The organism is Streptomyces toxytricini, from assembly GCF_014649915.1.
In the GTDB taxonomy this organism is placed as follows: Bacteria; Actinomycetota; Actinomycetes; order Streptomycetales; family Streptomycetaceae; genus Streptomyces; species Streptomyces toxytricini.
Window position 1 is genome coordinate 333256 of record NZ_BMTY01000003.1, and the last position, 20543, is coordinate 353798.

General features: G+C 74.6%; 20 protein-coding genes. 10 read left to right on the plus strand and 10 right to left on the minus strand.

All coding sequences use genetic code 11. From position 1 onward, the window contains the following. Nucleotides 1-95: 95 nt before the first annotated feature. The 3 genes from IE170_RS05655 to IE170_RS05665 all read right to left on the minus strand — a co-directional run bounded on the left by IE170_RS05655 (nt 96) and on the right by IE170_RS05665 (nt 1607). The gene (locus tag IE170_RS05655; protein ID WP_189808151.1) at nt 96-347 is read right to left on the minus strand and encodes a hypothetical protein; all 252 of its coding nucleotides are present in this window, start codon (nt 345-347) and stop codon (nt 96-98) included. Further along, nucleotides 344-838, minus strand: a complete 495-nt coding sequence (locus IE170_RS05660) for an RNA polymerase (protein ID WP_229884602.1) — start codon at nt 836-838, stop codon at nt 344-346. The genes IE170_RS05655 and IE170_RS05660 overlap by 4 nt, the downstream gene beginning before the upstream one ends. A 247-nt stretch (nt 839-1085) precedes the next feature. Next, nucleotides 1086-1607 (minus strand): MarR family winged helix-turn-helix transcriptional regulator, encoded by a 522-nt coding sequence (locus tag IE170_RS05665; protein WP_189808153.1) that lies wholly within the window; start codon nt 1605-1607, stop codon nt 1086-1088. A 282-nt stretch (nt 1608-1889) separates the two neighbouring features. Between IE170_RS05665 and ilvA the strand changes: the two genes are divergently transcribed. The 3 genes from ilvA (at nt 1890) to IE170_RS05680 (ending at nt 5146) form a co-directional block, all read left to right on the plus strand. Next, nucleotides 1890-3122, plus strand: coding sequence for a threonine ammonia-lyase (ilvA, locus tag IE170_RS05670; protein WP_189808154.1), 1233 nt, complete (start codon nt 1890-1892; stop codon nt 3120-3122). 153 nt (nt 3123-3275) lie between these two features. After that, nucleotides 3276-4358: an ATP-binding cassette domain-containing protein gene (locus tag IE170_RS05675; RefSeq protein WP_189808155.1), complete on the plus strand. Its 1083-nt coding sequence runs from the start codon at nt 3276-3278 to the stop codon at nt 4356-4358. Then, complete coding sequence (locus IE170_RS05680) at nt 4346-5146, plus strand: ABC transporter permease (RefSeq protein WP_373298946.1); 801 nt, start codon at nt 4346-4348, stop codon at nt 5144-5146. Before IE170_RS05675 ends, IE170_RS05680 begins: the two co-directional genes overlap by 13 nt. Nucleotides 5147-5227: 81 nt before the next feature. Here IE170_RS05680 and greA read toward each other — a convergent pair whose 3' ends face one another. Then, nucleotides 5228-5725 (minus strand): transcription elongation factor GreA, encoded by a 498-nt coding sequence (gene greA / locus IE170_RS05685; RefSeq protein ID WP_189808156.1) that lies wholly within the window; start codon nt 5723-5725, stop codon nt 5228-5230. 201 nt (nt 5726-5926) lie between these two features. Further along, nucleotides 5927-6340 carry a DUF4307 domain-containing protein gene (locus tag IE170_RS05690; RefSeq protein ID WP_189808157.1) on the minus strand — a complete coding sequence of 138 codons (414 nt, stop codon included), beginning with the start codon at nt 6338-6340 and terminating at the stop codon, nt 5927-5929. A gap of 122 nt (nt 6341-6462) precedes the next feature. On the opposite strand from IE170_RS05690, the gene mca reads away from it, so the two are divergent. Further along, nucleotides 6463-7350, plus strand: a complete 888-nt coding sequence (mca, locus tag IE170_RS05695; protein WP_189808158.1) for a mycothiol conjugate amidase Mca — start codon at nt 6463-6465, stop codon at nt 7348-7350. After that, entirely contained in the window at nt 7347-7577 is a 231-nt protein-coding gene (locus IE170_RS05700; RefSeq protein WP_189808159.1) for a hypothetical protein, read from the plus strand. The genes mca and IE170_RS05700 overlap by 4 nt, the downstream gene beginning before the upstream one ends. A gap of 223 nt (nt 7578-7800) precedes the next feature. Here IE170_RS05700 and IE170_RS32425 read toward each other — a convergent pair whose 3' ends face one another. Further along, the gene (locus IE170_RS32425) at nt 7801-12294 is read right to left on the minus strand and encodes a tetratricopeptide repeat protein (protein ID WP_223855961.1); all 4494 of its coding nucleotides are present in this window, start codon (nt 12292-12294) and stop codon (nt 7801-7803) included. Between the two features lie 271 nt (nt 12295-12565). Between IE170_RS32425 and IE170_RS05715 the strand changes: the two genes are divergently transcribed. Further along, on the plus strand, nt 12566-13111 hold the full coding sequence (locus tag IE170_RS05715; RefSeq protein WP_189808160.1) for a Uma2 family endonuclease: 546 nt from the start codon (nt 12566-12568) through the stop codon (nt 13109-13111). A 55-nt stretch (nt 13112-13166) separates the two neighbouring features. On the opposite strand, the gene IE170_RS05720 is transcribed toward IE170_RS05715, so the two are convergent. Beyond that, complete coding sequence (locus IE170_RS05720) at nt 13167-14036, minus strand: alpha/beta fold hydrolase (protein WP_189808161.1); 870 nt, start codon at nt 14034-14036, stop codon at nt 13167-13169. A 118-nt stretch (nt 14037-14154) separates the two neighbouring features. Between IE170_RS05720 and IE170_RS05725 the strand changes: the two genes are divergently transcribed. After that, complete coding sequence (locus tag IE170_RS05725) at nt 14155-14739, plus strand: TetR/AcrR family transcriptional regulator (protein WP_189808162.1); 585 nt, start codon at nt 14155-14157, stop codon at nt 14737-14739. Here IE170_RS05725 and IE170_RS05730 read toward each other — a convergent pair. After that, the gene (locus IE170_RS05730; protein WP_189808163.1) at nt 14727-15185 is read right to left on the minus strand and encodes an Lrp/AsnC family transcriptional regulator; all 459 of its coding nucleotides are present in this window, start codon (nt 15183-15185) and stop codon (nt 14727-14729) included. The genes IE170_RS05725 and IE170_RS05730 overlap by 13 nt on opposite strands. 123 nt (nt 15186-15308) lie before the next feature. Here IE170_RS05730 and IE170_RS05735 point away from each other — a divergent pair, with 123 nt between their 5' ends. After that, nucleotides 15309-15854, plus strand: coding sequence for an RBBP9/YdeN family alpha/beta hydrolase (locus tag IE170_RS05735; RefSeq protein ID WP_189808164.1), 546 nt, complete (start codon nt 15309-15311; stop codon nt 15852-15854). A gap of 81 nt (nt 15855-15935) precedes the next feature. On the opposite strand, the gene IE170_RS05740 is transcribed toward IE170_RS05735, so the two are convergent. After that, nucleotides 15936-16532, minus strand: coding sequence for a TetR/AcrR family transcriptional regulator (locus IE170_RS05740; RefSeq protein ID WP_189808165.1), 597 nt, complete (start codon nt 16530-16532; stop codon nt 15936-15938). A gap of 111 nt (nt 16533-16643) precedes the next feature. Here IE170_RS05740 and IE170_RS05745 point away from each other — a divergent pair, with 111 nt between their 5' ends. After that, nucleotides 16644-17477 carry an NAD(P)H-binding protein gene (locus IE170_RS05745; RefSeq protein ID WP_189808166.1) on the plus strand — a complete coding sequence of 278 codons (834 nt, stop codon included), beginning with the start codon at nt 16644-16646 and terminating at the stop codon, nt 17475-17477. A gap of 103 nt (nt 17478-17580) precedes the next feature. Beyond that, nucleotides 17581-19662: a thioredoxin domain-containing protein gene (locus IE170_RS05750; protein ID WP_189808167.1), complete on the plus strand. Its 2082-nt coding sequence runs from the start codon at nt 17581-17583 to the stop codon at nt 19660-19662. 22 nt (nt 19663-19684) lie between these two features. Here IE170_RS05750 and trhA read toward each other — a convergent pair whose 3' ends face one another. Further along, entirely contained in the window at nt 19685-20371 is a 687-nt protein-coding gene (gene trhA, locus IE170_RS05755; RefSeq protein ID WP_189808168.1) for a PAQR family membrane homeostasis protein TrhA, read from the minus strand. Nucleotides 20372-20543 lie beyond the last annotated feature (172 nt).

Sequence of the window (20543 nt, forward strand, 5' to 3'; positions counted from 1 at the left end):
CCAACGCGGCGGCCACGCCCCCGGGCGGCTGCGGCCACCCCCTGGCAGCGGCGGCTTTGTACTCGGGCGGGGGCCATGCCCCCCGGAACCGGCGCCTACCACCCCTGCAGCGGTGGGGAGACCTCACTCGGCGGCAGTTCCCAGGGCCGGGCCAGGGACGCCCACACGGCGAACGCGGCCGCGGCGGCGAACAGCAGCGCCCAGCCGATCCGGCGCAGCACCCGGCGGCGCCGGACGAGCCGGTCCCCGCGGGCCGCGGCGGCGACGGCGAGCCCGGCCGGAACGGGCGGGCGCGGCCCCGCCAGCAGCCGCCTGACCTGCTCTTCCTTGCGGTCGGGGAAGCTCACGCGGCCTCCCGCTCCGGGCGCATCGCGGCGACGGCGCGGGCGGTCAGCGCCCGCATCCGGTCGACCGGCAGCCCCAGCTGCGCGGCCGCGACCTCCTCGGGCACGCCCTCGTGCACGCACAGCACCAGCGCGAGCCGCTCCTGCGGAGCGAGCCGCGCGAGGACGCCGGGGCCGCCGCGGTAGCGGCGGGCGGTGCGGGCATAGGCGGCGCACAGCTCGCGGCGGGTGTGGTCGTACGGGTCGTCGCCGCGGACCCGGCGCCAGTCGGCGTACGTACGGGCCAGCGCGCCCGCGAGGAGCCGCCGGGCGCCGGGGCAGCCGGAGCCGGCACCGGACCCGGACCCCGTACCACCCCCGACACCGCCCCCGACCGCGTCCCCGGCCCCCGTGCCGGGCTCGGCGGTCAGCAGTACGGCGACGTGGAGGAGCCGCCCCGCCGCACCCGCGACGAAGGCCTCGAATTCGGCCCAGGGCCCCGATCGGCGGTCCACAGGAGACATGGTGCGGGCAGCGCCACGGCCCCGGTCAAGGGGTCGGACGCCGCCGGAAGCCCGCGGCGGCCACCGACGGCGGGCCTGCGTCCGGGAGCCGGGCGGGTGCGCGCAAGAAGCGGGACGGGTGTGCCCGCGGGACGGGGCGGGTGCGGTCAAGGGACGGGACGGGGCGGGGCGGCCCAAGAGGCCGGCCCGTGGGCTCACGAGCCGGGACCGGTGCGCTCAAAAGGCCGGAGCTGCGTGCTCAGGAGGCCGGGCCGGCCTCGGAGACGCTGCCCATCAGCTCCGACAGGGAGCCGTTGAAGCGGGTGAGCAGCGTGGTGAAGGATTCGCGCTCCTCCTCGGTCCAGCCGTCGGTGACGCGGGCCATCAGCTCGCGGCGCGAGTGCCGGACCTCCTCCAGCCTGGCCAGCCCGCGCGGCGACAGTGCGAGGACGACGGCCCGCCCGTCCTCGGGGTGCGAGGTCCGCTTGACCAGGCCGGTGTCCACGAGCGGGGCGACCTGCCGGGTCACCGTCGAGGAGTCGATGCCCATGCCGCACGCGAGCGCCTTGACGCCCATCGGGCCTTCCAGGTCGAGCCGGTTCAGCAGCAGGTACGCGGCGCGGTCCATCGAGTTGCGGGCCTGCCCGACCCCGCCGAGGCGGGTCTGCTCGGCGCGGCGCGCGAATACGGCCACCTGGTGCTGGAGCGCGTCCAGGAGACCGGCGTCGGCGGGCGTCTCGGCCACCGCGGGCAGGTCGGAATTGGCCGGGTTGGAAGGCATGGCCGTGTGCTCTCTTCACGTGGGGCCGACAAGGATGGGGGACAGAGTACGCGGCGCCGCGGCGGCTCGTACGCCCCGTGGAAGAACTGATACGACCGGTACGAAGCCGGTACGGACCAACCCCGCGAAGCCGTCCCGCATGGCCGGATTTCGCCCCTTGTACGCCCTGTGCCGGGTACGCCCCTGGGGCCACCCCGGCCGCGTCCCCCACCGCACCTGCACCGCCCCTCCGGGCGATCCGGGGCGTACGCCGCGATCCGCGCGGGCTGCGAGACTGGGCCCATGAACTACCGCGTGCCCCAGCCCGTCCCGCAGGTCATCCTCGACGACGTACGGGGGGCGCAGAAGATGCTCTCGGGCGTCTCCCGGGTCACGCCGATGGAAGGCAGCCGGCACCTCTCCGCGCTCACCGGCTCTCCGGTCCACCTCAAGTGCGAGAACCTCCAGCGGACCGGCTCCTTCAAGCTTCGCGGCGCCTACGTCCGCATCGCCGGCCTGCGCCCCGAGCAGCGGGCCGCGGGCGTCGTCGCGGCCAGTGCCGGCAACCACGCGCAGGGCGTCGCCCTGGCCTCCTCCCTCCTCGGCGTCCACGCGACCGTGTACATGCCGGTCGGGGCGCCGCTGCCGAAGGTCGCGGCCACCCAGGAGTACGGGGCCGACGTACGCCTGCACGGCCAGGTCGTCGACGAGACCCTGGCCGCGGCCCAGGACCACGCCGAGCGCACGGGCGCCGTCTTCATCCACCCCTTCGACCACCGGGACGTCATCGCCGGCCAGGGCACCCTGGGCCTGGAGGTCCTGGAGCAGTGCCCGGAGGTCCGCACGATCCTCGTCGGCATCGGCGGCGGCGGACTCGCCGCGGGCATCGCCATCGCGGTCAAGGCGCTGCGCCCCGACGTGAAGGTGATCGGGGTGCAGGCGGCGGGCGCGGCCGCGTACCCGCCCTCGCTGCGCGCGGGCCACCCCGTCGCGATCGACAGCCCGACCACGATGGCCGACGGCATCAAGGTGGGCCGCCCCGGCGACATCCCCTTCCAGATCATCGCGGAGCTCCTCGACGACGTCCGCACCGTCACCGAGGACCAGCTCTCCAGCGCCCTGCTGCTGTGCCTGGAGCGCGCCAAGCTGGTCGTCGAGCCTGCCGGCTGCGCCCCGGTGGCGGCGCTGCTCGCCGAGCCGGAGCGGTACGCGGACGGGCCGGTCGTGGCCGTCCTGTCCGGCGGGAACGTCGACCCGCTGCTGCTCCAGCGGATCCTGCGGCACGGCATGGCCGCGGCGGGCCGCTACCTGTCGCTGCGGCTGCGGGTCGCCGACCGCCCGGGCGCGCTGGCGGGGCTGCTGGCGGTGCTGTCGGACACCGACGCGAACGTGCTCGACGTCAGCCACGTCCGCACCGATCCGCGGCTGGGGCTGGCGGAGGTCGAGGTGGAGCTGCACCTGGAGACGAAGGGCCCGGAGCACTGCGCGGCGGTCGCGCGGGCGCTGCACGGGGCGGGGTACGCGGTCATCGGCTGACGCGCGGTCATCCGCTGACCGCGGCGCGGAGGCCACGCCCCGCCCGCCCGTCCCGGGTCGACGGGTTCGCGGGAACCGCGCGCGGAAAGGCCACCGCCACCCTAGGCTTTGCGGGGGAAAGCACCGACTCCGCTCCGCACGGGGAGGACCTTCATGCCGGGCGCCATCTACGCCGAAGGCCTGGTGAAGACCTTCGGTGAGGTACGGGCACTGGACGGCGTCGACCTCGACGTGCCGCAGGGCACGGTCCTGGGCCTGCTCGGTCCGAACGGGGCGGGCAAGACGACGGCCGTCCGCTGCCTGACCACCCTCCTGCGGCCGGATGCCGGCCGGGCCGTCGTCGCCGGTGTCGACGTCCTCAAGCACCCTGACGAGGTGCGCCGCTCCATCGGCCTGTCCGGCCAGTTCGCGGCCGTCGACGAGTACCTCACCGGCCGCGAGAACCTCCGCATGGTCGGCCGGCTCTACCAGATGGGCGCCCGGGAGGCGAAGGCGCGCGCGGACGAGCTGCTCGACCGCTTCCGCCTTGCGGACGCCGCCGACCGGATCGCGAAGACGTACTCCGGCGGCATGCGCCGGCGCCTGGACCTGGCGGCCGCGCTCGTCGTCCGGCCGCCCGTGATGTTCATGGACGAGCCGACGACCGGCCTGGACCCGCGCAACCGCCAGCAGCTGTGGGACGTCATCCAGGAGCTCGTGGCGGGCGGCACGACCCTGCTCCTGACCACCCAGTACCTGGAGGAGGCCGACCACCTCGCGCACGACATCGCGGTGGTCGACCACGGCCGGGTCATCGCGCGCGGCACCTCCGACCAGCTCAAGGCGCGGACGGGCGGGGAGCGCGTCGAGGTCGTCGTCCACGACCGGGAGCGCATCGGCGAGGCGCGGTCCGTGCTGGCCGGTTTCGGGGAGGGCGGCACGACGTACGAGGAGCACACCCGCAAGCTGACGGTCCCCGTCTCCGGCGGCGCCCGGCTGCTCGCGGAGGTGATCCGCGAGCTGGACGCCCGCGGTATCGAGATCGACGACATCGCCCTGCGGCGGCCCACCCTGGACGACGTGTTCATCTCCCTGACGGGCCACGCGGCCGCCTTGAACGGCGAGGGCGGCGGGGGCGGCGCAAACGGCGGGAACGGCGGGAGGGACGAAGCCGGAGCGGACGACAGGACCAGGACGGCCGGCGGGCCCGGCGCGCCGGTCCCGGACGCCGCGGCGGGCGGGAAGTGGTCGGAGTGAGCAGCCTGAGCGACTCCCTGGTCATCGCGCAGAGGAACGTCCTCCGCCTGACCCGGATTCCCGAAATGGTCGTCTTCGGCCTGGTCCAGCCCATCATGTTCGTGGTGCTGTTCAGCTTCGTCTTCGGCGGCTCGATGATGATCGGCGGCTCGACGAGCGCCGCCGGCTACCGCGAGTTCCTGATGGCGGGCATCTTCGCCCAGACCGTCACCTTCGCCACGGCCGGCGCGGGCGCGGGCATCGCCGACGACATGCACAAGGGCCTGATCGACCGGTTCCGCTCCCTGCCGATGGCGCGCGGCGCGGTCCTCACCGGCCGCACCCTCGCCGACCTGGCGCAGACCACCCTCACCCTCGGGGTCCTCGCGGTCGTCGCGCTGCTGGTCGGCTGGCGCATCCACGAGGGCATCCCCAAGGCACTCCTGGCCTTCGCGCTCCTGCTCCTCCTCGGCTACGCGTTCTCCTGGATCGGCGCCCTGATCGGCCTGACCGTGCGCACGCCGGAGGCCGCCACCTCCGGGGGACTGATCTGGCTCTTCCCGGTGACGTTCGTGTCGAACGCCTTCGTGCCCACCGAGAACATGGCGGGCTGGCTCCAGCCCATCGCCGAGTGGAACCCGTTCAGCGCGACCGTCCAGGCCTGCCGCGAGCTCTTCGGCAACCCGGGCGTGTCGCCGTCCGACGCGTGGCCGATGGAGCACCCGGTGGCGGCGTCGGTGCTGTGGTCGGTGCTGATCGTCGCGGTGTTCCGCACGCTGGCGGTGCGCAAGTACCGCCGCGCGGAGTGAGCCCCGGGCCCGGAACGCCGGAGCCCCCCGGGACGGACGTCCGAGGGGGCTCCGACACAAGGCCGGCGGGCGGGTTGCCGATCAGCCGGTGAAGGGCTTGACGTCGAGGATCTTGACCATGGCCGTCTTGCCGTTCGGCAGCTCGTAGTCGGCCTCCTCGCCGATCTTCTTCCCGAGCACGCCGGCACCGAGCGGCGACTGCGGGGAGTACGTCTCGATGTCCCCCGACGCGTACTCGCGGGAGGCCAGCAGGAAGGACATCGTGTCGTCCTCGTCGCCGTCGAAGGCGATCGTGACGACGGTGCCGGGGGCGACCTCGCCGTCGCTGGCCGGGGCCGTGCCGACCTTCGCGTTCTCCAGCAGCTGCGTCAGCTGGCGGACGCGGAGCTCCTGCTTGCCCTGCTCCTCCTTGGCCGCGTGGTAACCGCCGTTCTCGCGCAGGTCGCCCTCCTCGCGGGCGGCTGCGATCTTCGCTGCGATCTCCGTGCGGGCGGGACCAGAGAGGTAGTCCAGCTCGGCCTTCAGCTGGTCGTACGCCGCCTGGGTCAGCCAGGTGACGCTGTCGCTCGTCTGGGTCACGGGTGCTCCTCGTCGGTACAGGGGACTGCTTGTCCGCCGGTGGCGGGCGAAACCACGAGCCTAACAATTCGGGAAGAAAAGGGGGAGGACACCGTGTGTATGAAGTGTGTCATCGGCCCTGTGAGCAGGAAAGTGTCCGGACGGACGTCCGAACGGGGCCGCGGGCGCCGGCCGGAAGCGGAGGCGCAGCCGGGAGGGGGATCAGCCCGCGGAGCCGGCCGCCTGGCAGCCCACCAGCTCGACCGCCGTCGCGCGCGCGGTCGTCTTCAGCGACACCAGCTCGTCCACCCGCGACGCCTCCTGCGGGAAGGTGAAGTCCGCCCGGCCCACCTCGGTGTGGTCGCGGTCCTGGGAGAGCAGGGTGCACACCCCGGCGACCGAGGCGTCCTTGCGGACCTCCAGGTGCACCTTCACCTCGGAGTCCGACACCACCTGGAACTTGATCACCTCGGCGCTGACCGTCTGCCCGGCGACGTAGCCCCAGCCGATCCAGCCGACCACGGCCAGCAGCGCGACCCCCAGCACCGAGCCGGCGATCTTCAGCCTGCGGTCCGCACGCTCGTCCGCCGACCGGCCGTAGCGGCCCTCGGGCAGTCCCTCGCGCACGGTGCTCATGATCGTTCCTTCCGGGAAGCCGGGCGGGCGCTGAATTTTCCGGTCTCACCCCGGAATTTTTCCACCCCCCGGTTCGGTCACTATAGAAGCCGTCCGCCTGACGAATCACAGAGGATCCTGTCTTGACCGAGCAGCTGCGACTGATGGCCGTCCACGCGCACCCCGACGACGAGTCGAGCAAGGGCGCGGCCACGATGGCCAAGTACGTGTCCGAGGGGGTGCCCGTGCTGGTCGTGACCTGCACCGGCGGCGAGCGCGGCTCGATCCTGAACCCCAAGCTCCAGGGTGACAAGTACATCGAGGAGAACATCCACGAGGTCCGCGCCAAGGAGATGGAGGAGGCCCGCCAGATCCTCGGCGTCGAGCAGGAGTGGCTCGGCTACGTCGACTCCGGCCTCCCGGAGGGCGACCCGCTGCCCCCGCTGCCCGAGGGCTGCTTCGCCCTGGAGGACGTCGACGAGGCGGCCGGCCGCCTGGTGAAGAAGATCCGCGCCTTCCGGCCGCAGGTCATCACCACGTACGACGAGAACGGCGGATACCCGCACCCCGACCACATCATGACCCACAAGATCACGATGGTGGCGTTCGACGGCGCGGCCGACACCGAGAAGTACCCGGAGGACGAGTTCGGCCCGGCCTTCCAGCCGCAGAAGCTCTACTACAACCAGGGCTTCAACAAGCCGCGCACCATCGCCCTGCACGAGGCGCTGCTCGCCCGCGGCATGGAGTCCCCGTACGGCGAGTGGCTGGAGCGCTGGAAGGAGTTCGAGCGCACCGAGCGGACGCTCACCACGCACGTGCCGTGCGCCGACTTCTTCGAGATCCGCGACAAGGCGCTCATCGCGCACGCCACGCAGATCGACCCGGACGGCGGCTGGTTCCGCGTCCCCATGGAGATCCAGAGGGAGGTCTGGCCCACCGAGGAGTACGAGCTCGCGAAGTCCCTCGTCGACACCTCCCTCCCCGAGTCCGACCTCTTCGCGGGCATCCGGGAGAATGTCCCGTCATGAGCGCTACCCACGCAGCACTGACGCAGCTCCTCCCGCTCGCGGGCGACACCTTCGACAAGAACAAGGTGACCCCCGGCGTCCTGGGCTTCATCGTGTTCGCGGCCCTCGCCCTCGCGGTGTGGGGCCTGATGAAGTCGATGAACCGGCACATGGGCAAGGTCGACTTCCAGGAGACCCCGGAGCAGCCTCCGGCACGCACCACCCCGACGGCCGACAACCCGGCATAGCGGCCCTCCGGGCCCGCCCGCGCCGCCTCCCCGGTCCACCGGAGGGGCGGCGGCTCCGGGCGCGCCCGGACCCGCCGGGGGCGCCTCCGGCCGGCCCGCGGGCGGCCGGTCGGCGCAGGCCGGTGTACGGCGCCCCCGCACGCGCCGGGCCCACGGACGACGACGCCGCGCCCCGGCGGACCCGCACCCGCCGGGGCGCGGCACCGGAGCGGCGGCTGGCGCCTCAAACCGCGGGGGGCATCGGGACGCCCATGACCTCCTGGGCGTGCAGGTCCGGGACCATCGACAGGCGCCACCCCTGCCAGCCCTCCGCCGGGTCCACGCCCCGCGCCAGGACCACCGCGTACGCGTCCAGGCAGTCCGCCAGCCGCCCGTCCCGCGCCGGGTGCGGGGCGCCCGACAGGCGCGCGAGCTCCGCCCGCGCTTCCTCCGCGCCGCCGCCGGGGGCCGCGTACGGCAGCAGCGTGCAGCGCATGAACCGCGCCCAGTCCTCGCCGCGCCGGTCCCCGTACGAGATGAACAGCCGGGCCGCCTCCTCGCACAGGTCCAGCGCCTGCGCCGTCCGGTCGTTGCCCGCGTCGACGACCGCCAGCTCCAGGCACGTCCACGCCTCGCCGTGGGCGAGCCCGATGCGCCGGAAGTCCGCCCGCGCGTCCACCAGCAGCTGCCGGGCGAAACCGGAGTTGCGGAGGCTGCCGGTCCGGGCCGCCCGCAGGTCGCGGGTCACGCGGCCCGAGTGGTGCCGGGCGTGCGCCAGCCCGTACACGTCCCGCATCCGCGAGAACATCGTCCTGGCGCGCTCCAGCTCCCGCACGGCCTCGTCCGGCTCCCCGGCCTCCTCCAGCGCCTGCCCCAGGTAGTACAGCGTCCACGCCTCGCCGCGCGCGTCCTCCGCCTCCCGGTGGCGGGCCAGCGCCTCCCGGAGCCGCTCCACCGCCGGGCCCGGATCGCCGTCCACCACCCGCGCCCGGCCCAGCTGCGTCATCGCCCAGGCCCGGCCGCGGTCGTCGCGGGTGCGCCCGTACAGGTCCAGCGCCCGGTGCAGCTCCTCCTCCGCCTGCGGGACCTCCCCGAGCCGCAGGTACACCTGCCCGAGCTGGAACTGAGCCCACGCCTCGCCGTGCACGCTGCCGTGCTCCCGGTGCAGCGCGAGGGAGCGCCGCAGCAGCCCGAGCGCCTCCGCCAGGCGGGCCGAGTCCCGCTCGACCGCCGCGAGCGCGTGCAGCGCCCACGCCCGGTCGCCCGCCAGCTCCGCCGGAGCCTGGAGTTCCAGCGCCTCCCGGATGCGGGCGGCGGCGTCCCGCAGCCGGCCCTGGTGGTGCAGCGTGATCCCGAGCGAGACGAGCGCCATGGCCGCGCCCGCGTCCTGCCGCGCCTCCCGGTACTGGTCCACCACCGACGACAGCGTCGTACGGGCCCGGTCCAGCTCGCCCAGCTGGCGCGCCGCGATGCCCGTACGCCACTGCACCGACCGCACCAGGCGGCCCTGGCCGGGCCGGCCCCGGCGGGCCGCCTCCACCGCCCGCGTCAGCTCGTCGATCTCCCCGAGGCGGTACAGGTCGCCGCGCAGCAGGCAGAAGTCGCACAGCGCTCCCAGCAGGTCGAGCACCGCCTGCAGATCGTCGACGTCCCCGGCGTGCCGCAGGGCCGCCGTGATGAAGCTCGACTCCTCGTCCAGCCAGCGCAGCGCCGCCTCCAGCGAGGCGAAGCCGTGCCCGCCGAAGTGGCCGGAGCGCGTCGACGTCTGCCCGTCGACCATCCGGATCACCGCATCCGCGAGCTGCGCGTAGTCGCGGATGAGGCGGCCGTGCGCCGCCGCGGCGCCCGCCCGGTCCCCGTCCGCCGCCAGTCGCGCCGCCGCGTAGGCGCGGACCGCGTCGTGCATGCGGAAGCGTTCGCCGCGTACGTGGTCCAGGAGGCCCGCGCGGGCCAGCTCGTGCAGCAGGCGTGCGGCCTCGACCGGGCCGGTGCCGATGAGCGCGGCCGCGGCGGAGGGGCCGAAGGAGGCCCGGCCGGCGAGCGTGAGCCGCCGCAACAGCCGCTGCCGATCCTCGGGCAGCCGCCCGTAGGCCCGGGCCAGCGCCCGCTCCAGGACCTGCCCGGCGCCGGCCCCGCCCGCGAGGGCCGCGCCGGCCCCGCCGGGGGCGGCCCCGCCGGTGCCGGCGTCCGCGCCCGAGGGCGCCCCGGCGCCCCCGCCGGGCGCCGCCGCGGTGGTGTGGGTTCGGCCTGCGGTCGGTCCGCCGGTGCCGTGGCCGCTGCCCGCGGGTGCTCCGGCGGTTTCTTCGTCGGTTTCTTCGTCGCTGCGCGCGTGCGCCGCGCCGACTGCCGCTGGGGCGGCGTGGGTTCGGCTTGCGGTCGGTCCGCCGGTGCCGTGGCTGCTGCCTGTGGGTGCTCCGGTGGATTCTTCGTCGCTGCGCGCGTGCGCCGCGCCGGCTGCCGCTGGGGTGGTGTGGGTTTGGCCTGGGGTCGGTCGGCCGGTGCCGTGGCCGCTGCCTGTGGGTGCTCCGGCGGTTCCTTCGTCGTCGCGTGCGGGGACTCCGCCGGTCGCCGCGGGGGTGGCCTGGGCCCGGTCTGCGGCTGATCCGTCGGCGTGGTGGCCGCTGCCCGGCGCTGATCCGTCGGGTCCCGCGTCCCTGCGGGAGACCACCCGGCAAGCGTTGTCGGTCCCGGCCGCCGCCCCGCCGGCGCTCTTGTCCTGCACCGCGCCCGCCGCGGCGGCCCGGTCGCGGCCCGCGGCTTGCCCGGCCCCTGTGTCCACCCCGCCTGTCATCGCCCCACCCGTGGAGGGCAGGCCGGCACCTTCGCCGCTGTCCGCGGGTGTCCTGGCGGCGCCCGCGTTCCCGCTCACGGCCGCCGCGGCGGCAGTACCGTCCCTGCTGCCGGTCTCCCCGGTGGAGGCCATGCCCCCGCCGGCGGGTGTGCCGACGCCGGCACCCCCGCCTCCGGGCGCTGCGGACACGGCCGAATGCCCGTCTGCGGCCGCCCGGTCGACGCCCGTGCCCGCGAGTGCCGCGGCGGCCGGGTCCCCGACCGCGGGCGTCCCGTCGCCCCCGACGCCGGCCGCGGCCACCCGGGCGGCGCCCGCGTGCCGGCCCGGGGGGAGCGCGCCGGCACCTTCGCCGCTGCCCGTGGGCACCGCAGCGCCCTCGTGGCCGCCGGGGAGTGCCGCGGAGGCATGCCCGCCGGCGGCCGCGGCCACCCGGGCGGAGCCCGCGTGCCCGCCCGTGGGGGGCGCGCCGGGATCTCCGTCGCTGCCCGCGTGCGTGTCCGCGTCCTCGTTGCCGCCCGTGAGCACCGCCGGGGCGCGCCCGTTCCCGCGCGGGGCCGCCGCGTCGGCGTCCGAGACCCCGGCCCCGCCCGCGGCGGCGGGGGTTTCCCGCGGGGCGGCCGCGGGGGCCAGGGCGCGGAGGGCAAGGGGGAGGCCGGCGGCCAGGGCGACGAGTTCGGCCACGGCCGCGTCGTCCGGCCCGTCCACGGCTCCGGCCCCCGCCGCGGCCGCCCGGACCAGGTCCGCCGCCTCAGCGGCGGGCAGCGGCTGCACCGGCAGCTGGTGGACCCAGGCGGCCGGTCCCGGCAGTTCCAGCGGTGCCCGCGCCGTGACCAGCACCAGGCTCTCGGACCGCTCCGGTACGAGCGGGCGAACCTGTTCCGCGTCCACCGCGTCGTCCAGCACCACCGTCACCGGGAGCCCCTGCACCTGCTGGTGGTACAGCTCGCCGAGCCGCCGCACCTGCTGCTCCACGGAGGAGCCCTCGCGGAAGAGCAGCTGCTCACGGGGCGCGCCCAGCCGGTTCAGCAGGTGCAGCAGCGCCTCCCGCACGGGCAGCGGCGTCCGCCCGCCCGGCGAGCCGCCGCGCAGGTCCACCACGCACGCGCCGCGGAACTGGTCCCGCAGCGCGTCCGCGGCCCGCAGGGCCAGCGCCGTCCGGCCGACGCCCGGCTCGCCGTACAGGACGACCACCACCGGCCGGGTCTCCGTGCTGGCCCGCGCCGCCTGCACCCACTGCGCGATCCGGGCCAGTTCGGCCCGCCGGCCCGTGAATTCCGCCGCCGGCTCCGGGAGCTGCCCGAAGGACTGCTCCAGGACGCTGCGCCGCCGCGCCTGCGCACTGCGGTCACCCCCGCGCGGCGGCGGTGCCGCGGCCGCCGGCCGGGGCTGCCGGGCCTGCCGGGGCGCGCGGGCCGCGGCCGCCACCGCGCGCTGCTGCTCCAGGAACGGCCGTATGCCCCGCACCTCCAGCGCCGTCAGCCACTTCAGCCTCAGCTGCTCGGGCCCGCCGGGCCGCCCCCGCTCGCCCGCCCGCCGGTTCGCGGCCGGCAGGTGCCCGGCCGTCACCTTCGCGACGGCCGCCGCCGCGCCCGCGACCCCGGTGACGGCCCCGGCGGTCAGCGCCGCCCCGGCCGGGAACCCGAGCGACAGGTCCGCGCCGGCCGCGGCGGCGGCCGCCACCGCCGTCACCAGCAGCGCCGTCGAGGTGTTCTGCCGCCGGAAGGCCTCGCCGAGCGACTCGGCCCCGGCGTCCGAGGCGTCCAGCGCCCGTACGTACGCCTCGTACTCCTCGGCGGCGCTCGCCGCGAGGGAGTCCAGCGCCTGGAGCCCGCGGGTCAGCAGCGCGGCCCCGTCGAACGGCGCCCCCGCACCGGCGGCCCGCCTGGCCTCTTCGTCCACGGCCCGCTGCAGCAGTCGCTCGGCCTCACCGCGATGGCTGTCCCGCATCGGCATCCCCTCAAGAGAGCTCCGGCAACGTGCCCCAAGTGTGGGACCGGACCCCCCGATGCGCGACATAACTTGAGCTAGATCAGAGCCAGTTGGGGCCCCGCCGCCCCGCACGGCGCATATATCCACGCCCCGCCCCCGCAGGCCCGACCCGGCCCCGCGCCCCCGCCGCGCCCCGGCGGGGGCCCGCCGCGTGGCGGAGGGCGGCCTGCTCTCTGCAGCGGACCCCGTAGGGATCGTTGTCCTGTGAGGTGGCAGGAGGGAGTCGTCGATGAGCGTCGACGCGGTCACGCAAACCGAGTTTCCCGCCGGGTACGCGGTCTTCTTCGGAGTCGACGGCAAGGTGGTCATGACCCCGCAGAGCGCAGAGCGCTCCAACACCATCAAGTCGATGCAGTACGACACGATCGTGTCGTTGGGGCGTCACGCGAAGACCATCTCCGACGTCTACATCGACTTCCCGGCCGACGAGAATTCCGCCCCCGATCTCGCGATCATGCGGGAGGACGCGCAACGTCAGGGCAAGCGCTACGGCTTCGAGGACGTTCTGCTGATCGCCGAGGTGGTGTCGGCCCCCTCCTCCCGCAAGGACCACGACGACTGCACCGCGAAGTACGGCCGCCACGGCATCCCGGTCTACGTGGTGGTGGACCCGTACGCCGGGGAGGTCGTCGTCCATACCCGGCCGACCGGCTCCGGCTACATCGCGGCGCACACGCACCGGTACGGCACGGGCAAGCTGCCCATCGAGCTCGCCGACGGGCGGACCTACACCCTCGACCTGGACGAGCTGCCCCGCCCCGACGCCGCCCGCTGACCCGTACCGGCCCGGCGCGGGCCGACCGCCGGTCGACCCGCGCCGCAGTGTGTGGTCAGCGGGCCAGGAAGGCGAGGATGCGCTCGTTCACTTCCTGCGGCTTCTCGGCGAGGAGGTGGTGGCCGGCGCCTTCGATCATCGCGCCGTCCGAGCCGGGGGGCAGCATGGCGACGATCTCGGCGAGCGTCGCCTCGTCGACCACGGGGTCCTCGGTTCCGTGGAGGTACAGGGTGGGCTGCGTCGGCAGCTTGTCCAGCACGCGGACCATGTCCCACTGCGGGGTGCCGAAGGTCGCGGCCGGGAAGTTCTGCCGGTAGAGCTCCAGCCCGAGGTGGAGCCTCTCCGGCGTGTTGAGTCCCTCCTTCATCGCCTTGCGGTCCTCGGTGGAGTCGTAGCCGGGGACGTTCCCCGTCCAGCGGTCCCAGAGCCAGTCGAGGTAGGCGAGGTCGTCGGCCGCGACGAGCTGGTCGGCTATCGCCATCTGGAAGAAGTAGAAGTGGACGTACCGCTCGATCCTGTCGGGATCCGCACTGCCCCGGTCGTAGAACTCCAGGGGCGGGACGTCGTTGACGACCACCTTGGACCACCGCTCGGGTGCGGCCGCGGCGGCGCCCCAGGTGGTGAAGCCGCCCCAGTCGTGCCCGATCAGGACCGCGTCGGAGCCACCGCCGAGCGCCTCGTGCAGGCCGTTGGCGTCGGCGATCAGGTCGGGAAGGCGCATGCTGCCGTCCGGCGGCACCTGGGACGGGGCGAACCCGCGCATGGTGGGGACGACGGCGTGGTATCCCGCCTCGGCCAGCGCGGGCATGAGGTACCGGTACAGCCTGGGTGTGTCGAAGCCGTGCAGCATCAGGGCGAGCGGCCCTTCGCCGGCTTCGACGTAGGCCAGGTCCAGGCCGTTGACGGTGATCCGCTTGTGTTCCATCTCCAGCTCCTTGGCGTCGAGAAGTTCTAGAAAGAACGTTCTAACTAGTCGGAAGCTAGCACGGCGTTCACCTGATCCACAAGCTAGAACGAACGCTCTACCCAGTAGGCTCTGCCGCATGGCGAAATCACCACAGCCGGACACCCGGGAGCGCATCGTCCGCGCGGCCTCCCTGCTGATGCAGCGCCAGGGGTACGAGGGGACCGGCATCAAGCAGGTCGCCCAGGAGGCCAAGGCCACGCTCGGCTCGGTCTACCACTTCTTCCCCGGCGGCAAGCAGGCCGTCGGCGTGGCCGCCGTCCGGCACGCGGACCAGGAGTTCGCCGAGCTGCTGTCGGCGTCGCTGTCGCAGGAGGCCGACCCGGCGAAGGCCGTCGCCGCCTGCGCCCGCGCGCTCGCCGGCCACCTGCGCGACTCCGGATGGGTGGACGGCTGCCCGATCAGCGCGACCGCACTCGAAACCACCGGCCGGGTACCCGAGATCGAGCAGGCCGTCACCCAGGCGTTCCAGCACTGGCGGGACATGGTGGCGGACACCCTTCGCGGCGCCGGATTCCCCGAACGCGACGCGCACGACCTGGCCACCACCGTCATCAGCACCCTCGAAGGCGCCGAGCTCACCGCACAGGTCTTCAAGAGCGAGACGCCCCTGACGGTCGCGGGCGAACACCTGGCCCGGCTCATCAACTCCTACAAGGGCTGACGGCCGCCCGCCGTCGGCAGCGGCTTCGGCGGGTAGCTGCGCAGGACGAGGGACGTGGTGACCGCTCCGTGGCGGGCGAGCGAGTCCACGATCTGCTCCAGGCGTTCGGCGTGGGAGCAGTGCACGTCGAGCACCAGGCAGTCCTCACCGGTCACGCGCAGGGTCGCGACGACCTCGGGAATCCGGGCGGCGAGGGTGAGCGCCTGGGCCAGCCGTGCGTGGGTGGTGCGCAGCCGGACGACGGCGTGGATGTTCAACCCGACCGCGGCCGGGGCGACGACGGCGCGGTAGCCGGTGATGACCCCGCTCTTCTCCAGGCGCCGGATGCGGGCGCCGGTCGCCGGCTGTGACAGCCCGACCCGGCGTCCGACCTCGGCCGCGGTGAGCCGGCCGTCGGCCTGGAGCAGGTCCAGGATGGCCCGGTCTATCTCGTCGAGTGATTCCATCGTCCTCGCCCCCGCTTTCCTTGAGATCGCTCGCCGGGCCCGATCGCAGGCGCCGATCGATCAAGAATCGCCCCTGGGTGCCCCGGCGGAGTGCGGGGGCCGGGAGCGGAACGGCGGTGGACGATGGTCGCGTACGTCATCATCCCGGGAATCGACGGTTCGGATGAGCGGCACTGGCAGAGCCTGTGGGAGGAGCGGTGGGGGGCCTCGGCGGTGCGGATCGCGCCCGCTTCGTGGAGCCGGCCCGACCTGCCGGACTGGACCGCGGCGATCCAGGCCGCCTACGAGACCGCTTCCCGGCGTTGCGGCCGGGTGGCGCTCGTGGCGCACAGCCTCGGCTGCTGGGCGGCCGCACACTGGCTGGAGCAGGCTCGACCCGACGCGGTGGCGGCGCTCCTCGTCGCCCCTCCCGACCCCGGGGGGCCGGCGTTCCCGCGTGAGGCCGCACCGACGTTCCGGGGCCTGTCCGCCCGCCCCCTGCCGTGCCCGAGCCTGATGGTGGCGAGCGACGACGACCCCTACTGCGGCCCGGAGGCCTCCGTCTCCTTCGGGCGCGACTGGCAGGCCCGGGCCCACCTCGTCCAAGGCCACGGCCACATCAACTCCGGCAGCGGCCTCGGTGACTGGCCGGCGGGCCTGGAACTCCTCCGCGGGCTCGTCGACCGCTGAGCCGGCCCGCCCGACGCCCCGTCAGGTCGCCCCGCCGCGTGCGACCCCGGGCACGGCGGGCGGCCCCCCTCGCCCACGGGCTCAGGCGGCCTCGAAGGTGTCGATCCAGGCCGTCAGGCGAGCGCATTCACGGTCCATGACCCCCGGGTCCCGCAGGGCGTTGGCCAGCAGGGACATGCCCTGGTAGGCGCCCACCAAGGTGAGGGCCAGGCCCTCGGGATCCGGCTGGCCGAGCTCGCGGAACTGGTCCTCCACCCACGTCAGCAGGAGGCGGATGACCCTGCCCGCTTCGACGTCCAGGCCTCCCTCGTCGCGTTTTCCCAGCTCTGCGGCGAGCGTGCCGGTCGGGCAGCCGTGGCGGACGGCGAGATCGCGCTGCCCCGCCCAGCCGTCGATCAGCCCTTTGAGGCGCTCACGGGGATCGGGGAGCAGGTTCAGTTCGCTGACGAGCACGTTCAGGTGCCGCTCGTGCTCGGACAGTGCGGCGGCGACGAGCTCGTCCTTGGTCTTGAAGTAGTAGTACACGTTGCCCACCGGCACCTCGGCCGCGCGCGCGATGTCGGCGATGGTGGTGCGTTCGGCGCCCTGCCGGTGGACGACGTCGGCCGCGGCTTCCATGAGCCGCCGCCGCTTCGCGCCTGCGCCGCGGGTGCGGGCGGGCTCCTTCGAGTGAGTCACCTGACTTACTTTACGGCCTCGACCCGTGCTAGCCTCCGATCCAGCGAGTTAGTTAGTCAGCTAACTAACTACGGCTGCCAGTCCACCACGCTCTGATTCGAGGAACTCCGCATGATCGTTGTCACGGGTGCCACCGGAAACGTCGGCCGCACGCTCGTCCGCCTGCTGACCGAGCAGGGACACGAGGTGACCGCCGTGTCGCGCCGCATCACCCCCGCCGATGTCCCGCCCGGCGTGCACGCCGTCGCCGCCGACCTGGCCCGGCCGGTCGCCGACCTGCCCGCCGCGGCGGACGCGGTCTTCCTGCTCGTCGGGGGAGACCTCATGATGACCGGCGACCCCGCCGCCGTCGTCGCCCCGTTCGCGCACTACGGCAGGATCGTCCTGCTGTCCTCCCAGGGGGTGGTCACCCGCCCCGACTCCCTGTCCCACGGACGGGCCTTCGCCGCCTACGAGCAGGCCGTCATGGACTCCGGCGCCGACTGGACCATCCTGCGCCCGGGCGGCTTCGCCTCCAACGCCTACGCCTGGGCGCCCTCGGTCAAGGCGGGCCGGACCGTCGCCGCGCCCTTCGGCGACGTCGGCCTCCCGGTCATCGACCCCGACGACATCGCCGCCGTGGCCGCCGTTGTCCTGACACGCCCCGGCCACAGCAAGGCCGGCTACGAACTCACCGGCCCCGCCCCGACCACCCCGCTCCAGCGCGCCGCCGCCATCGCCGACGCCATCGGCGAGCAGGTCGCCTTCACCGACCAGCCCCGGGAGGAGGCCCGCGCGCAGATGCTCGCCTTCATGCCCGCCCCGGTCGCCGACACCACCCTCGACATCCTCGGCACCCCCACCCCGCGCGAGCAGGCCGTCAGCCCCGACGTCGAGAAGGTCCTCGGCCGCCCCGCCACCCCGTTCACCGACTGGGCCAGGCGCAACGCCGCCGCCTTCGCGTGACCGACGGCGAGCCGGCGTGCACCGGTCGTCGCGATTCGGCCAACCGGGGCGGCCTCGCGGGGGTTTCACCGGTCGCGTCGGCCGTTGTGAGAGGCTGGGTCGTATGAACCGGTTGGCTGGTGTGACCTCGCCGTATCTGCTTCAGCATGCCGACAATCCGGTCGACTGGTGGCCGTGGGAGCCCGAGGCGTTCGAGGAAGCCAAGCGGCGCGACGTACCCGTCCTGCTGTCGGTCGGCTACTCGGCGTGCCACTGGTGCCACGTCATGGCACACGAGTCGTTCGAGGACGACGACACCGCCGCGTACATGAACGAGCACTTCGTGAACGTCAAGGTCGACCGCGAGGAGCGGCCCGACGTCGACGCCGTCTACATGGAGGCCGTGCAGGCCGCCACAGGCCAGGGCGGCTGGCCCATGACCGTCTTCCTCACCCCCGACGCCGAGCCGTTCTACTTCGGCACCTACTTCCCGCCCGAGCCGCGCCACGGCATGCCCTCCTTCGCGCAGGTCCTGGAGGGCATCAGCACCGCCTGGACGGGCCGGCGCGGGGAGGTCGCCGAGGTCGCGCAGCGCATCACGCAGGACCTGGCCGGCCGGCAGCTGGACTACGGCCGGGCCGCCGCCCCCGGCCCCGAGGAGGCGGCGCAGGCGCTGCTGGCGCTGACCCGGGAGTACGACGCGGCGCGCGGCGGGTTCGGCGGGGCGCCGAAGTTCCCGCCGTCGATGGTGCTGGAGTTCCTGCTGCGCCACCACGCGCGCACCGGGGCGGAGGGTGCGCTGCAGATGGCCGCCGACACCTGCGAGGCCATGGCCCGCGGCGGCATCTACGACCAGCTCGGCGGCGGTTTCGCCCGCTACTCCGTGGACCGGGAGTGGGTGGTCCCGCACTTCGAGAAGATGCTCTACGACAACGCCCTGCTGTGCCGCGTCTACGCGCACCTGTGGCGGGCCACCGGCTCGGACCTGGCCCGGCGGGTGGCGCTGGAGACCGCCGACTTCATGGTGCGGGAGCTGCGCACCCCCGAGGGCGGGTTCGCCTCCGCGCTCGACGCCGACAGCGAGGACCCGCGGACCGGGAAGCCCGCGGAGGGCGCGTACTACGCGTGGACGCCCGCCCAGTTGGAGGAGGTGCTCGGCGCGGAGGACGCGGCGCTGGCCGCCGCGTGCTTCGGGGTGACGCAGGAGGGCACGTTCGAGCACGGCGCGTCCGTGCTCCGGCTCCCGCAGGACGGGCCGGTCGTCGACGCGGGGCGGATCGCCGGGATCCGGCAGCGGCTGCTCGAGGCGCGCGCCGCCCGCCCTGCGCCGGGCCGTGACGACAAGGTCGTCGCCGCGTGGAACGGCCTGGCGGTCGCCGCGCTCGCCGAGTGCGGGGCGTACTTCGACCGGCCGGATCTCGTCGAGCGGGCCACGGAGGCCGCCGACCTGCTCGTACGGGTCCACTTCCGGGCGGAGGACGGGCGCGCCCCGCGCCTGGCCCGCACCAGCAAGGACGGGCAGGTCGGGGCCAACGCCGGGGTGCTGGAGGACTACGGGGACGTCGCCGAGGGGTTCCTGGCGCTGGCCGCCGTGACCGGCGAGGGTGTCTGGCTGGAATTCGCCGGGTTCCTCCTGGACCTGGTGCTGGACCGGTTCACCGCCGAGGACGGCTCCCTGTACGACACCGCGCACGACGCGGAGCAGCTGATCCGCCGGCCGCAGGACCCGACCGACACCGCCGCGCCCTCCGGGTGGACGGCCGCGGCCGGCGCGCTGCTCTCGTACGCCGCGCACACCGGCTCGGAGGCGCACCGCACGGCGGCCGAGCGGGCGCTCGGGGTGGTGCGGGCGCTCGGCCCGCGCGTCCCGCGCTTCATCGGGCACGGCCTGTCGGTGGCGGAGGCGCTGCTGGACGGGCCGCGCGAGGTGGCCGTGGTCGGCCGGCCGGACGATCCGGCGCGCGCGGAGCTGCACCGGACGGCGCTGCTGGCGACGGCCCCCGGGGCGGTCGTGGCGGTCGGCGAGCCGGCCGCGGACGGCGGACCGGGCGCGGCCGAGGGCGAGTTCCCGCTGCTGGCGGGGCGGACGCCCGTCGAGGGACGGGCGGCAGCGTACGTGTGCCGGCACTTCGTGTGCGAGCGGCCCACGGCGGACCCGGCGGAACTCGCCGCCCAGCTCGGCACGGCGGCGGGCTCGGGCTCCTGACCGCCCGGGCCCGCCCGCCCCGTCAGTGCCGGTACGCCGCCAGCGAGATGCCGACGTAGTGCGCGACGAACGCGGCCAGCGTCAGCGAGTGGAACACCTCGTGGAAGCCGAAGAAGCGCGGTGAGGGGTTGGGGCGCTTGATCCCGTAGATGACCCCTCCCGCGCTGTAGAGCAGCCCGCCGACGACGACGAGCACGAGGACGGCGATGCCGCCGGCGCGCAGGAAGTCGGGCAGGAAGAAGACGGCCGCCCAGCCCATCGCGATGTAGCAGGGGGTGTAGAGCCAGCGCGGGGCGCCGACCCAGAAGACCCGGAAGGCGATCCCGGCCGCGGCCGCGAGCCAGACCGCCCACAGCAGCGTCCGTCCGGTGGAGGGCGGGAGGAGCAGGACGGTCAGCGGGGTATACGTCCCCGCGATGATCAGGAAGATGTTGGCGTGGTCGAGGCGGCGCAGCACCGCCTCGCCGCGAGGACCCCACGTGCCGCGGTGGTACACGGCGCTGATCCCGAACAGCAGGCAGGCGGTGAGCACGTACACCCCGCACGCCACCCGGGCGCGCCCGGAGTCCGTGAAGGCCATGAGGGCCAGGCCCGCCACCACGACGGCGGGGAACATCCCTGCGTGCAGCCAGCCGCGCATCAGCGGCTTGGCCTCCGGCGCGGCAGCCGCCGCAGCGGCCTCCCGCACGACTGCGGCGTCAGAAGTCATGGTCCACATGCTACCTACGGGTCCGTAGGTTTCTCCCGGTGTGCTTTACGGAAGATTGACGGGAGTGGCGATGCTCACGTGAGAGGCCCCCTGGACATATGCGCACATGCACCGGATGATCAGATGAGTGCGGTCGGCACCGGATGAGCGGAGCGCGAAGCGTCCGGGTCGC